Genomic DNA, 14124 nt, shown 5'->3' with positions numbered 1-14124 from the left:
CTTCATCACCCTTCTCCCGCCAATGTGCGCAGCACCAGCGCCTTGCGCAGCGCCGCCGCATCGGCCTTCGAGGTGATCTCGATCCGCACGCTCTCACCCGGCAGCAGGTCGAAGCCGTTGTCCGAAGCCTGCGCATCCACTGCGCCGAAATCGAGCATGACCGCGCGGGCCAGCGCCTTGGCGGTGATCGTCACCGCCTTGCCGTCCCACGTCGCGGCAAGGCCGGGCGCGGGATAGGCCATGGCCTTTGGCAAGGCACGCTCGACGATCTGGCGCGAGACGGTCTTGCCGCCGATCACCAGTTCCGCCACCGCATAGCTCGCCTCTACCGGAGCACTCGCGAAGACCGCAGCGTCCGACACATCGGGAACGGTAGTGGCGGTCGTCGGAGCCAGCGTCACCGCCCCGCCCGCTTCGCCCAGCTTCGTGCCGTCCATCCCGTAGCCGGTCAGGCGCCACTCCGCCGCGACCGGGCTGGTGGCGTCCGACGCGAAGCTGACCCTGGTCACGCCCTGCTTGTGCTCGGCCACCACCGCCTGCGGGGCGAAGAAGTGCCGCGCGGCGTAGTGCAGCAGCTTCCAGCGCCCCTCATAGTCCACGCTCGCCCACGAGATCGACGGCCAGACATCGTTGAGCTGCCAGTAGAGCGAACCCAGCGTCACCGGCGCGCAGGCCCGGTGATGGCGCGCGGCCATATCGATCGCCTGCGCCTGGTTGACTTGCGTGAGGTAAACGAAGTCCGCCAGATCCTTTGCCGGGCGCAGCCTTGCGTCAAGGTAGAACTTCAGGCGCTCGTTGCCCTCGCCCGCGAGGAACTTCTGGTGCGCCTTCATCACCGGGCTGTCCGGCGCCTGCGCCGCATCGCCCGCGAAACCGCGGATCGTCGCCATGACCGGCATCGCCTGGAACCCGTATTCCGACATGAAGCGCGGGCAGGAAAGCGTATAGTTCTCGACCGGCTTGGAGCCCGACCAAACATCCCAGAAATGGCGGTCGCCCGCGGCATCGGTATCGACCGGGCCTTCGTAATCGGTCGAAGGGGAACCCGGCCAGTAGGGCGTGGTCGGCGAATGATCCGTCACGGCGCCGCGCAGCACGCGGTCGAACAGCACGGTCATCGAAGTCGCCATGCGCTCGTGTTCCTCGGCGCCGACGGCCTTCTTCCAGGCCTTGCGGTCGCTCCAGGTTTCCCAGCCGGAGATAACCTCGTTGCCGCCCGCCCAGATCACGATCGAGGGGTGCGAACCGAGCCGCTCGACCTGCTGGTCCGCCTCGATCCGCACGTTCTCGCGGTAGGCGACGTCGGCAGGCGGCACCGCGCCGCCGAACATGAAGTCCTGCCAGACCATCAGGCCCATGCGGTCCGCCATGTCGTAGAAGCTGTCCGGCAGATAGTAGCCGCCGCCCCAGACGCGGATCATGTTCATGTTGGCCGCGCGGGAATCCTCCAGCAGCGACTGCATCTTCGCGTCGGTAACGCGCGAGGGGAACATGTCGAAGGGAATGAGGTTCGCGCCCTTGGCGAAGACCGTCACGCCGTTCACCCGGAAGCCGAAAGCGCCGCCCCCGCGCACGAGTTCGACCTCGCGCAGACCGATAATACGGGCCGCCTTGGCTCCGGCGCCCGCGCCCGAAGCGATCTCGCCCGAAACCTTGTAGAGCGGCTGATCGCCGTAGCCGACCGGCCACCAGCGCTTCGGCGCGGCGACCGTCAGCGGCACGGTGACCACGCTTTCGCCCGCATCGAACGAAGCCTCGCGCGAGACCGGGGCGAGCGCTTGCCCGTCCGGTCCGGTCACGCGGGCGGCGAACTGCGCCTTGCCCGGCTTGTCCGCGAAGACGCGGAACTTCGCCACCAGCCGCGCCTCGTCCTTGCCGAGCGCTTCCTGCACGACCTCGAAGGCGCCGAGCCGTGCCTCGTCCCAGGCTTCCAGGCGCACCGGCCCGGAAATGCCCTGGTTGACGATGCGCGGGCCCCAGTCCCAGCCGTAATGGTACTTGGCCTTGCGGATATAGGCGGAAGTCTGCTTGCCCTTGGGCTCATCCCCGAAGGCGGAATCGTATTCGCCGGGCAGCGGATGCGCCTCGGCCAGGACCATCGGCTGCAAGGTGCGGATCGGCGAGGCGAAGCGCACGAGGATCTCGTTGCGGCCCTGCTTGAGGAATGCCTTGGCGGCGACGCGCCACTGCCGGTGGCCGTTATCGGCCTTGAGCACCTGCCTGCCGTTGATGAACACGGTTGCGAAAGTATCCAGCCCGTCGAACACGAGGTCGAGATGCTCGCGGCCCATGGCTTCGGCGCTCACGTCCAGCGTGCGGCGCAGTTCCCAGTCGGTCAGCCCGGCCCACTGGATCGCCGCCTCGTTGGTGCCGAGGAACGGATCGGGCACCTGCCGCGTGGCGATCAGGTCCTGCTGCACGGTGCCCGGCACTTGCGCGCGGAACCAGCGCGCGGCCTTGGGATGGGCCTTTACGGCAGCTGTATCGCCCGGCGCGATGCGGGCCTGCCAGCCCTCGTCAAGCGCGGTCTGCGTGGGCGGGGCCGCCAGCGCGGCCCCCGAAACGCCCGCCAGCCAGAGGGCCAGCGCCCCGCTTGCGAACGGACCTGCAAGCCTGCCCGCCATCCTCACTTCGCCTTCTCCCCGTAGACCACCTTCTCTACCGCGTAGAACGGATCGGAAAGCGGCGAGGTGAACTGGAAGCAGACGTCGGCCTCGTCCTTGAGCTCCGGCCGGTCAGGCAGGTTCGCGGTGAACGTGTACTGCTGCGGCGAAGCGTCGGGATCGGGCAGCGCGAACGTGGCCAGCACCGTTGCGCCGGGCATCGGCGCATGTTCCTTCTGCTTGCGATTTGCGGCCTTTTCCGCCGCGCGGCAGCCCGCGCTGATGACGAGTTCCCCGTGCGTGGTCACCGCGAAGTGTTCGATCAGCGCCGATGCCTCATGCGCAAGGCCATAGTTGCGCGGCAGCCGCGCGACCGAGACGGTGATCGTCTTCGCATGAGCCAGCGGCGCATGGTCGTCGGCCTGGCAGGTGTCGAAGATGTTGACGTTGTAGGCCGGGCCGTTCGCCGTCGCATCGGCGGTGAGCGGCACGCGCAGGCCCTGCGCCCCGCGCGGGCAGGCAACCAGCGTGGAGGCGGTGGAGGTCAGCAGCGTCTCGCGCGCGGTATCGTAGCGGCGCGGGGCGGAAAGCTGCGTGCCGTCCGGCGCGAAGCTGGCGGCGGTGACGACCGTGCCCGGCTTCACGACAAGCGCCTTGGCATAAGCGGGCGATTTCGCCGCCGGCGCCTTGCCGTCCAGCGTGTAGCGGATCGTGCCGTAGGAGGCCTGGTTCGCCAGCGCCACGCCGATGCTCTTCGCATCGAGCTGGGCTGCGCGGGTCTGGGTGGGCGTGAAGGCCACGCCGAAGGCGCTGTCCGACACTTCGAACCCGCCCTGCTTCCAGCGCTGGATCTGCGGCGTCAGCCGCGCGAGGAAGCCGGGATAGTCCTTCTCTCCGGTGACCACGGGCGACCATGCGGTCTCGGCCAGCGCCCCCACGCGCGGGAACAGCTTGTGCTGCAACTGCCAGGGGGTGACGATATATTCGCTCCAGGCATTGCCCTGCACGCCCAGCACATGCTTGGCCTTGGCGGCATCGATGCCCTTGGGCATCGGGTCGTAGCGATAGACCGCTTCCATCGTCTGGATCGAAATGCGCCCCGGCGCTTCGTCCGGCAGGGTCGATTCAAGATTGTCGAGATAGAGGTTGGGCGCTGGCGTCAGCACCACGTCGTGCCCGGCGTTGGCCGCGTCCACCGCGCCCTGCTCTCCGCGCCAGCTCATCACCGATGCCGAAGCGGGCAGGCCGCCTTCGAGGATCTCGTCCCAGCCGATCAGGCGGCGGCCATGCTGCGCCAGATATTCGCCGAACCGGTCGATCATCCAGCTCTGCATCTCGTTCTCGGTCTTGATGCCCAGCTTGCGCATCTGCGACTGGACTTCGGGCGAACGCTCCCACTGGTCCTTCACCGCCTCGTCGCCGCCGATATGGATGAACTGCGAGGGGAAGACCTCCATCAGTTCGTCCAGCACGTTGCGCACGAAAGTCATGCCCGCGTCATTCGGGTTGAACAGCCAGGGATTGACCCCCCAGTCATGCGAAACGGCAGGCCGGTCGCCCAGCACGCCCACTTCGGGGTAGGACGCGACGAGCGCCTGCGCATGGCCCGGCAGGTCGATCTCGGGCACCACGGTGATGCCGCGCTCCGCCGCATAGGCCACCAGCGCCTTGAGCTGCTCCTGCGTATAGAACCCGCCCGACCGGGGGCCGATGGCGCCGCCGGTGTCCGGCGGCAGGCGCCATGCGCCGATGCGGGTGAGTTCGGGATAGCGCTTGACCTCGAAGCGCCAGCCCTGATCGTCGGAAAGGTGGAAGTGCAGGGTGTTGAGCTTCACTTCCACCATGCGGTCGACGATGGCGTAGACCAATTCCATCGGCTGGAAGTGCCGCGAGGGATCGACCATCACCCCGCGCCACGAAAAGCGCGGCGAATCCTGGATGGTGAGCACGGGAACCGAGGCGCTCTTGCCCGCAGAGCCGGCATCGGCCGTCAGCAGCTGCAACAGCGTCATCGCGCCGTAGATGAAGCCGGACTTGCCCGATGCCGAGATCACCGCGCCGCCGGACGTCACCGTCAGCCGGTAGGCCTCGGAGCCGGAAATCGCGGCATCGCGCTCGAAGCGGATGGGTGCTGCGCCGGAAGAACCGGCCGCAGAACCGGCCCCAGAACCGGCCCCAGAACCGGCCCCAGAACCGGCGTCAAGCACAAGACCGCTCGCGCGTTTCACATGGTCTGCAAGGAGCTGCGCCGCTTCCGCCGCGTCCGCATCGCCCGCGGGCACGGCAATGACCGAACCGGATGCGACCAGCAGCTTGCCGCTGCCCTGCTCGACGGAAGCGGGCCACGGCGTAAGCGCCAGAGGCGCGGCCTGCGCGGGAGCCGAAAAAGCCAGTGCCGCAAGGATCGAGGCGGTGACCACGCCTCCGGTCCGCAGCTGCCGATATCCCTTTGCCGTCGTGCCCATACCTGCCCCTCGTTTTCTTGTGACCAGAGCAGGCAACGTAACCAAAATATATCCTTTCCCGCAATAGGTCTTATTCTATTCCTGCGAATTGGGCTTGAACTGCGACCATTTGCTGCGATTGTCAGCGCGACATGACCAATGTAAAGCCATTCGCAGAGAATGGACCGAAGGGGGATCGAATGTCATTTTCCGACCGGATCGGTCGCCTGCGGGAAGACAATGCTGCGCCGCTGTACATCCAGCTCCAGCAGCTCATCCGCGATGCGATATCCGAAGGCGTGCTGGACCAGAACGAAGCGATTCCGCCCGAACGCAATCTCGCGATCGAGTATGACGTTTCGCGTATCACCGTGCGAAAGGCGATCGCCGGTCTGGTCGAGGAAGGCCTGCTGACGCGGCGGCGCGGCGCCGGAACTTTCGTGGCGTCCCGCGTGGAAAAGAGCTTCTCGAAGCTGACCTCGTTCAGCGAGGACATGGAAGCGCGCGGCAAGCGGGCCTCCAGCGCCTGGGTCTCGCGCATGACCGGGCCGGTCAACCCAGAGGAATCGATGGCGCTGGGCCTGGCGCCGGGCAGCACCGTCCTGCGTTTCACCCGCATCCGCTATGCCGACGACGAGCCGCTCGCGCTCGAAATCTCGACGATCGCGGGGTACTGCCTCGCCAGCCTCGATGTCGTCGGGGATTCGCTTTACGCCGCGCTGGAAAAGAGCGGCAACCGCCCGGTTCGCGCACTCCAGCGCCTGCGCGCGGTGCCTTTCGGGGCCGAGCACGCGCGGATGCTCGGCGTGGAATCCGGCCATGCCGGCCTCCTGATCGAGCGTCACGGCTTCCTGCGCGACGGCCGCACCGTCGAATTCACCCGCTCCTACTATCGCGGCGACTCCTACGACTTTGTCGCCGAGCTGATCGAGGGTTCATGAAACGCCGAGAATTGCTGCTGCGCGGCGCCTCCACGGGCGCCGTCGCCACCCTTCTGCCCGCCTTTTCGCCTTCGACCCTTGCCGCTCCCGCCCCGGCCTTCGGACCGGGCATGGCCGACGGGCTGCCGATGCCGGCCCCGCTTCCCGGCCCCTCGCCCCGCCTGCCCGAAACAGACCCCTCGCGCACCCTGCTCGAACGCGGCTGGCGCTTCCACGAGGGCGAGGTGCCGGTACCCGAACCCACCGACCACAACGCCACCTACCTCTCGGTCAAGGCCGGCAATGCGCGCGGCGCGGCGGCGCTGGCCTTCGACGATTCCGACTGGCAGACGGTAGACCTCCCGCATGACTGGGCCATTGCGCAGGACGTGAGCGAAAACGCCAATGTCTCGCAAGGCTACCGCCCGCGCGGGATCGGCTGGTATCGCCGCCTGCTGCGGCTGGACGAAAGCCAGAAAGGCCGCCGCCTCGAACTCCATTTCGACGGTATCGCCACCCATGCCACGATATGGATCAACGGCAGCGAAGTGGCCCACTCCTGGTCGGGCTACAGCAGCGTCATCGTCGACCTCACCCCCTTCGCCCGCTTCGGCGACGAGGTGAACTGGATCGCCGTGCGCGTCGATGCCGCCGCGCGAGAGGGCTGGTGGTACGAAGGCGCGGGGCTTTACCGCCATGTCTGGCTGGTCAGCCGCCCTGCCCTGTCGATCGAGACGGACGGGCTCTATTGCGATCCGGTCCATCAGGACGACGGCACCTGGCACGTGCCGGTGGAAGTCAGCCTGTCGAACGTCGGCGAAGACACCGGACAGGCCGAGATCGCCGCCCGTCTGCTCGACCCCGAAGGCCGCGAAATCCACCGCACGCGCGGCAGCGCCGCGGTCGCGCCGCTGGAACAGGCAAAAGTCACCGCCCAGCTCGCGCCCGGCGCGGTGAAGCTCTGGTCGCCCGACAGCCCGGTGCTCTACAGCGTCGAGGTGGACCTGCTGCACGAAGGCCAGGTCGTGGATACGCGGCGCCAGTTCATCGGCTTCCGCACGGTGCGCTTCGATCCCGCGCGGGGCATGGTGCTCAACGGCGTGGAGACCAAGCTCAAGGGCGTGTGCATCCACCAGGACCATACCGGCGTCGGCACCGCCATCCCCGACGCGCTGGCGCTCTGGCGGTTGCAGCGGCTGAAGGCGATGGGCTGCAACGCCATCCGCATGTCGCACAATGCCCCCGCCAAGGAAGTGCTGGACTGGTGCGACCGGCTGGGCTTCGTGGTCATGGGCGAGAACCGCCTTTTCAACCCCGCGCCGGACTATCTGGCGCAGCTCGAATGGATGGTCCGCCGCGATCGCAACCATGCCTCGATCGTGCTCTGGTCGGTGTTCAACGAGGAGCCGATGCAGGGCACCCATGCGGGCGTGGAAATGGTGCGCCGGATGCGCAAGGCCGTGCACAGGCTGGATACGCAGCGCCCCGTCACGGCGGCGATGAACGGTTCGTTCTACAATCCCGAGAACGTCTCCACCGTCGTCGACGTCATGGGCTTCAACTATTACCAGGGCGACTACGACAAGTTCCATGCCCTTCACCCGGACAAGCCGATCACCAGTTCAGAGGACACCAGCGCCTACGAAACGCGCGGCGCCTTCGAGAGCATCCCGGCGCAGCAGGTCATCACCTCGTTCGACAAGGAGGCAGCCTCCTGGGGCGCGACCCACCGCGAGACGTGGAAGATGATCGCCGAGCGCCCCTTCGTGGCGGGCGGCTTCGTCTGGACCGGCTTCGATTATCACGGCGAGCCGACGCCTTATGCCTGGCCTTCGACCAGCAGCTTCTTCGGCATCATGGACCTTTGCGGCTTCCCCAAGACCGCCTTCGGCATCCATTCCGCCCACTGGCGCGACGATGCCCCGGTGATCTGGCTGGCGCCGCACTGGACCTGGCCCGAATACGAGCGACCGGGCCGCGAAGGGCAGACGCTGGAGGTCTTCGCGATCACCAATGCCGAGGCCATCGAACTGCGGCTGAACGGCGAAGTGATCGAGCGCGTGCCCGCCGCCGACCGGATCATGGGCCACACCTTCCAGGTGCCCTACCGCCCCGGCCGGATCGAGGCGCTGGCGCTGCGCGGCGGCAAGGTCGTGGCCCGCGCCGTCCACGAAACCGTGGGCGCGCCGGTTGCCCTGCGCCTGACGCCCGCCCGGCAGGCGCTGGCCAGCGACGGCGAGGACGTGCAGGCGATCACCGTGGACTGCGTGGATGCACGCGGACGCCATGTTCCCACCGCCAACCTGCCGGTGGAGTTCGCTATTTCAGGCGGGCACATCATTGGCCTCGGCAACGGCAACCCCAACGACCATGCAAGCGAAAAGGGCAGCAAGCGCGCCCTGTTCAACGGTCTTGCACAGGTCATCGTCCAAGGCGATGCCAGCGGCCAGCGGCTCACGCTGGAAGCAAGCGCAGGCGGCCTGCGTTCCGCGCGTCTCAGCCTCGCCCGGGCGCCGCGCGAACCGCGCGCGCAAGTCCCGGTCGTCCCGGCGGAAATGGCGATCACCGACTGGCGCCGCTCGGCCCTGTTCCCGCAGAAGCCCGATCCGGCGCTGGCCCCGGTGGACGGCGACAACAACTCGTGGGACTTCGTGCGCCCGGGCGTGGCCGCGCCTGCGGGAAGCGCCGGATGGCGCAGTTATCGCACCCGCTTCACGCCGTGGAAGAAGGTCGCCGCAGAAGGCGGCACCTTGCACTTTGCCGGGATAGCGGGAGCCGCCGAAATCTGGCTCGACGGCAAACTGGCCGCGCGCAAGACCGATGCGGCACCTGCCGCACTGACGGCGGCGATCCCTCCAGGCCCGGGGCCGCGCACGCTGGCCGTGCTGGTGGCGGCGACCGAGGGCAACCCGAGCGGATTGGTGGGGCGCGTCTACGTCACCCCCTGAGCGACTTGAAAAAGAGAGCGGATGCAGTAACTTCCCTTTCGTAAAGGGGAACTGGCATGAACATCGTTTCCGGCTGCCTTTGGGCAGTCGCCGCTCTCGTTCCGGCCACGGCTTGCGCCGCGACCGACGCCAGGGAATCCGCCCACCGCTTCGTCGCGCAAATGGCCATCCCGGCCCAAAGCGACGAGCCGCTGGCCCGGTTCACATACCCGCTTTGCGTCGGCAGCGCCGGACTGCCTGCGGAGGCGGGCGAGGTCGTGATCGACCGGATTGCCGAAGTGGCCGCATCGGCAGGCTTGCCCGTCGCAGCGGCAGGTTGCGCACCGAACCTGATGGTGGTTTTCGTGGAGGATAGCCGGGCGGCAGTGCAGAGGCTGTCCCACGGGCGATCCGGTGCCATGATCGGGCAATCGCGCGCCGATATCCGCCGCATTCTCGAACAACCCGGCCCCGTCCGGGCCTGGATCAAGGCCGCAATCCGCAGCCGCGACGGTGACCGTCCCAGCTATTCGCCAACCGGCGTGACGACCTTGAAGACGGAGACGTCAACGCGCCTGTCGTCAACCACGCGCCGCGATATCGTCAGTTCCGTCGTTCTGATCGACCGCGAAGCCATGGCCGACCGCGACTTGCGGCAAGTGGCAGACTATGCGGCAATTCGCGGTCTCACCGGCGCGCATCTGGGCGAAATCCGCGCGGAAGGGCCGCCAACGATCCTGACGCTGTTCACGTCGCAGGGAGATGCCGATGCACCGCCCGGCCTGACTGCCGCGGACCGGGCCTTCCTCAGCGCCTTCTACACCGTTCGCGCCGATATGGCCGAGCCGCTGCAGCGCCAGCGCATTGCGGACCATATGGCCCGCACGCGCCCCGCCGAATGGGACGGGGCGCGTTAGGGCAGGTGTCAGGCTGCCATCCGGTCCAGATCGGCGGCGGCAAACAGCAAGTGGATGGCCGGGCCTTCCGTCGCGCCCACGCCGCGTACTCCAGCAGCGACCAGCGCCGCATCGTCGATCATTTCCGGATCGCCAAGCTCGACCCTGAGGCGGTTGCCATAGCGCGCCGCGCCGCGCAAATTCCCCTCGCCGCCAAGGGCCTGTGCAAGGTTCGCCGGAAGCTGGAGCTGCGCGGCGGCTTCGGTGACTGCCGGGGCCGTCACCGGCTTCGACAGCGGGGCAGGTCCCGCCGCGATGGCCTCGCGGATCTCGACCGAGACGATATCGGCAACCGGGCCGAGGATCACCTGCAGCGCCTTGTCCGAAGGGCGCACGATCCCGCGTGAACCCAGCGCCTTCAGCCGCGCCTCGTCCACCGCGCCGTGATCGGCGATGATGAGGCGCAGGCGCGTGGTGCAGGCGGAAACCTCCAGGAGGTTGCCGCTGCCGCCCAGCGCCGCAAGATAGGCGTGCCCGCGCGTCTGCTCTGCCGAAGCCTCGCTCGCGGCGGGCGCAGCGGCATCCTCTTCCTCGCGGCCGGGGGTCTTGAGGTCCAGCTTGCGGATCGCGAAAGCGAAGACACCGTAATAGACCGCGAAGTAGACGAGGCCCACCGGCAGCAGCAGCAGCGGGCGTGTCGCCTTGCCGAAGTTCAGCACATAGTCGAACAGTCCTGCCGAAAATCCGAAGCCCAGATGCATGCCCAGCGCATCGGTGAGCCACATCGAAATGCCGGTGAGCACCGCGTGGATGGCGTAGAGCACCGGGGCGAGGAACATGAAGCTGAACTCGATCGGCTCGGTCACACCGGTCAGCAGCGAGGTCAGCGCGAGGCTGAAGAACATGCCGCCCACCGCCTTGCGCCGCTCGGGCCGGGCCGCGCGGTACATCGCGAGACAGGCGGCTGGCAGGCCGAACATCATGACCGGGAAGAAGCCGGTCATGAAGCTTCCGGCGGTGGGATCGCCCGCGAAGAAGCGGCGGATATCGCCGTGGGCGCCGTCGAAATCGCCGAAGACGAACCAGAACAGGTTGTTGAAGACATGGTGCAGCCCGGTCACCAGCAGGAGCCGGTTGATGAGGCCGAACAGGAACAGTCCGAAGCCGCCCAGCCCGGTGATGCCGTGGCTCACCCCGTCGATCCCGGTGACGATGGGCTGGAATCCAAGGCCGACAAGGCTGGCGATGACCAGTCCGGCCACGCCCGAAACGATCGGAACAAACCGGCGCCCACCGAAGAAGGCCAGGTATTCGGGCAGCTTCATGGCCGAGAACCGGTTGTAGAACAGCCCGCCGACCAGGCCGGAGACGATGCCGATCGGCACGTCGAGCCGCCCGATGGCCTGGCTCTTCGCCGCCGCCACCGCTGCCGCGAAAGCCTCTTTCGAAAGCGCGGGATCGATGCCCGGCGGCACCGGCATCAGCACCTTGGCGCCTTCGGTGGCGACGAGGAAGCAGACAATGCCGGCAAGGCAGGCCGCGCCGTTGCCGTCGCGCGCATAGCCGGTGGCGACGCCGATGGAGAACAGCAGCCCGAGGTGCGAAAACAGCGCATCGCCCGCCGCGCTCAGCAGCGCAATGTCGAGCAGGTCCGGCTGGCCCAGCCGCAGCAGCAGCCCCGCAACCGGAAGCACCGCGATCGGCAGCATGAGCGCACGGCCCAGCGGCTGCAACGTTTCGAGAACCCGCCTCATGCCCCCTGCTCCTTCAGAAATTCGCGTACAAGCGCACGCACTTCGCCCGCCGAGCCGCATTCCAGCGCACGCGCGGCCAGCGCGCGGCAGCGTTCCATGTCGAGCCCGGTCACCAGCGCCTTGATATCGGGCACTTGCGCGGGCGTTGCCGAAAGCTCGCCCACGCCGAGGCCCAGCAGCAGCGGCACCGCCAGCGGGTCCGACGCCAGCGAGCCGCAGACGCCGGTCCAGCGGCCATGCCGCGCCCCTCCCTCGCAAGTGAGCGCGATCAGGCGCAGCACCGCCGGGTGGAGCCCGTCGATGGCCGAAGCCACCGCCGCATTGCCCCGGTCCATCGCCAGCGCATACTGGGTGAGATCGTTCGTCCCCACCGAGAGGAAATCGGCCTCCCGCGCAAGGATGTCCGCGGTTGCGGCGGCGGCGGGAGTCTCCACCATGATGCCCAGCGACACCGGCCCGGCAAGGCCCAGACGCGTCGCCACGCCGTCCACCACACCGCGCACGGCGCGCAGTTCGGACAGGCTGGCCACCATCGGCACCATGATCCGGCATTGTCCGGCAGGACGCACGCTGAGGATCGCCTCGACCTGCGCTTCCAGCAATTCGGGATAGGCAAGGCCGACGCGAATGCCGCGCAGGCCCAGCGCCGGGTTTTCCTCGGCCGGCATCGGCAGGAACGGCGCGGGCTTGTCGCCGCCGATATCGAGCAGGCGCACGATCAGCGGACGGCCCTCCAGCGCATCGGCAATGGCCTGGTACGTCTCCAACTGCTCACCGGCGCCCGGCGCCTGCGCTCGCTCCACGAAGAGGAATTCGCTGCGCAGCAGGCCGCAGCCTTCCGCGCCGTTCGCCATCGCCTGCCGCGCATCGGCCAGCGAGCCGAGGTTGGCGAAGACCTCGATCCGCGTGCCGTCCGCGGTGTGGCACGGCCCCCGCGCTTCGAGCGCGGCGGCGCGGCGAGCGGCCTGCAGGGCAAGCTGATCGCGAACCCCGGCGATCCGCTCCGCCGAGGCGCCGGTTTCGAGCCGCGCGGCAGCGGCATCGACCACCAGAACCGCGCCCTCGGCAATATCGTCCAGCGCGCTGCCCATCGCCACCAGCATCGGCACGCCGAGCCCGGCCGCAAGGATCGCGACATGCGACGTCGGCCCGCCGTTGACGAGGCAGATCGCCGCCAGCCGCTCGGGATCGAGCGCCATGAGCTGGGAGGGCAGCAGATCCTCGGCGATCAGCACGGCATCCTGCGGCAGCGCGAAGCCGGCGGCATCGCCGCCGATCAGCGCGCAAAGCACCTGCCGTTCCAGATCGCGCATGTCGTCCACGCGCTCGGCAAGGCGCGCATCGCCCGAACGCAGCAGGAGATCGACTTGCGCGCCGATGGCGAGCCGCCAGCCCGCGCCCGCGCTGTCGCCTTTCGCGATGGCCTCATGCGCGGCGGCGAGCAGGTCCTCGTCCTCCAGCATCACCGCATGGGCGGCGAGGATCGACGCGGCATGGGGCGGCGCGCCTTCGCTTTCCTGCGCGATCTTCGCGCGCAGCGCCGCCAGCGTTTCATCCAGCAGGCCGCGCTCGGTCGCGGGATCGCCGGAACCTTCGGAAACCTCCACCTCGCCGAGGCGATAGCGGACCGCCTCGCCCACGGCCACGCCCGGCGCGGCAACCACGCCTGTCAGGGTGCCGTCGGGCGCGATCTGCGTGACCCGGCGCTGCGCCGCCGGAGCCGCCACGCGCACCGGCTGTGCGGGGGGCTGTTCATCGGCGTGGGCCAGTTCGCCCATGCCGCTGGCGATCAGGGCCTCCAGCGCGTCGAGCACTTCGCCCGCCTGCCTGCCGCGCGCGTGAAGCGAAATACGGTCTCCCAGCCTGACGCCAAGGGCCAGCACGCCAACCGGGCTGCGCAGGCTTGCGGACTTGCCCGCGATTTCCATGCGGACCACCGCCTCGAACGACGTCGCCACCTGCCGCAGGCGCGCGGCCGGGCGGGCGTGAATGCCGTGGCGCAGCGGAACCGGCAGTTCGCGCACCAGTTCCTCGTCCGGCGATCCGGCAGCCTCGCCCATGGCAGCGCCGGTCCCCGAAACGCGGCGCAGCGCCATCACCACATCGCCCACCTTGACCGGGCCGGGATCGCGCTTCGATTCCAGCGTCCATTCCTCACCGGCGAGCAGGAGCACCGGCGTCATCGCGCTGGCCGCGCCGGTCACCACGGCATCGAGATCGAACCGCACCAGCGGATCGCCCGCCGCCACGACCTGATCCTGCGCCACCAGCGGCGTGAAACCGCGCCCGCCCATCGCCACGGTATCGACACCGAGATGGAGCAGCAGTTCCGCCCCGCCTTCAAGGCGCAGGGTCACGGCATGGCCGGTCGCCGCAAGCGAGGCCACCGTTCCCGCGCAAGGTGCGTGAAGCATGCCGCCGGTGGGATCGATGGCCACGCCGTCGCCCAGCATCCCCCCGGCGAAGACCGGATCGGGAATTTCGGCCAGCGGCGCCAGCCAGCCCTCCAGCGGAGCCGTGACGACGATGGTGTGCCCGGCGGGAGTCATGGCCCGCTCGGCAGTCATGGAAGAAACGGAG

The 14124-nt window shown here is 68.5% G+C and carries 7 protein-coding genes; 3 read left to right on the top strand and 4 right to left on the bottom strand.

Annotation, left to right across the window (positions count from 1 at the left end):
- Positions 1 to 5: 5 nt before the first annotated feature.
- On the bottom strand, positions 6 to 2624 hold the full coding sequence (locus U9J33_RS24325) for a beta-mannosidase (RefSeq protein ID WP_324699477.1): 2619 nt from the start codon (positions 2622 to 2624) through the stop codon (positions 6 to 8).
- A gap of 2 nt (positions 2625 to 2626) precedes the next feature.
- Positions 2627 to 5068: a beta-N-acetylhexosaminidase gene (locus U9J33_RS24320; protein ID WP_324699476.1), complete on the bottom strand. Its 2442-nt coding sequence runs from the start codon at positions 5066 to 5068 to the stop codon at positions 2627 to 2629.
- Positions 5069 to 5247: 179 nt separating this feature from the next.
- Here U9J33_RS24320 and U9J33_RS24315 point away from each other — a divergent pair, with 179 nt between their 5' ends.
- From U9J33_RS24315 to U9J33_RS24305, 3 genes are read left to right on the top strand one after another with little or no spacing between them, the layout of a single operon-like run.
- Positions 5248 to 5988 (top strand): GntR family transcriptional regulator, encoded by a 741-nt coding sequence (locus U9J33_RS24315; RefSeq protein ID WP_054435645.1) that lies wholly within the window; start codon positions 5248 to 5250, stop codon positions 5986 to 5988.
- The gene (gene galA, locus U9J33_RS24310; RefSeq protein ID WP_324699475.1) at positions 5985 to 8915 is read left to right on the top strand and encodes a beta-galactosidase GalA; all 2931 of its coding nucleotides are present in this window, start codon (positions 5985 to 5987) and stop codon (positions 8913 to 8915) included. The genes U9J33_RS24315 and galA overlap by 4 nt, the downstream gene beginning before the upstream one ends.
- 56 nt (positions 8916 to 8971) lie before the next feature.
- Positions 8972 to 9811: a hypothetical protein gene (locus U9J33_RS24305; RefSeq protein ID WP_185999539.1), complete on the top strand. Its 840-nt coding sequence runs from the start codon at positions 8972 to 8974 to the stop codon at positions 9809 to 9811.
- Between the two features lie 8 nt (positions 9812 to 9819).
- Here the strand turns inward: U9J33_RS24305 and nagE are convergent, their stop codons facing one another.
- Together nagE and ptsP are read right to left on the bottom strand one after the other, a co-directional pair.
- Positions 9820 to 11544, bottom strand: a complete 1725-nt coding sequence (gene nagE, locus U9J33_RS24300) for an N-acetylglucosamine-specific PTS transporter subunit IIBC (protein WP_054435650.1) — start codon at positions 11542 to 11544, stop codon at positions 9820 to 9822.
- The gene (ptsP, locus tag U9J33_RS24295) at positions 11541 to 14111 is read right to left on the bottom strand and encodes a phosphoenolpyruvate--protein phosphotransferase (protein ID WP_324699474.1); all 2571 of its coding nucleotides are present in this window, start codon (positions 14109 to 14111) and stop codon (positions 11541 to 11543) included. The genes nagE and ptsP overlap by 4 nt, the downstream gene beginning before the upstream one ends.
- Between the last annotated feature and the right edge of the window lie 13 nt (positions 14112 to 14124).

This window comes from Novosphingobium sp. RL4 (assembly GCF_035658495.1).
In the GTDB taxonomy this organism is placed as follows: Bacteria; Pseudomonadota; Alphaproteobacteria; order Sphingomonadales; family Sphingomonadaceae; genus Novosphingobium.
This window is presented reverse-complemented; position numbering and strand designations above follow the sequence as displayed.

What these genes read in the sequence shown, in the direction of transcription:
- U9J33_RS24325 (WP_324699477.1), bottom strand. Translation starts at nt 2,624, where the DNA reads ATGGCGGGCAGGCTTGCAGGTCCGTTCGCAAGCGGGGCGCTGGCCCTC.
- U9J33_RS24320 (WP_324699476.1), bottom strand. Translation starts at nt 5,068, where the DNA reads ATGGGCACGACGGCAAAGGGATATCGGCAGCTGCGGACCGGAGGCGTG.
- U9J33_RS24315 (WP_054435645.1), top strand. Translation starts at nt 5,248, where the DNA reads ATGTCATTTTCCGACCGGATCGGTCGCCTGCGGGAAGACAATGCTGCG.
- galA (WP_324699475.1), top strand. Translation starts at nt 5,985, where the DNA reads ATGAAACGCCGAGAATTGCTGCTGCGCGGCGCCTCCACGGGCGCCGTC.
- U9J33_RS24305 (WP_185999539.1), top strand. Translation starts at nt 8,972, where the DNA reads ATGAACATCGTTTCCGGCTGCCTTTGGGCAGTCGCCGCTCTCGTTCCG.
- nagE (WP_054435650.1), bottom strand. Translation starts at nt 11,544, where the DNA reads ATGAGGCGGGTTCTCGAAACGTTGCAGCCGCTGGGCCGTGCGCTCATG.
- ptsP (WP_324699474.1), bottom strand. Translation starts at nt 14,111, where the DNA reads ATGACTGCCGAGCGGGCCATGACTCCCGCCGGGCACACCATCGTCGTC.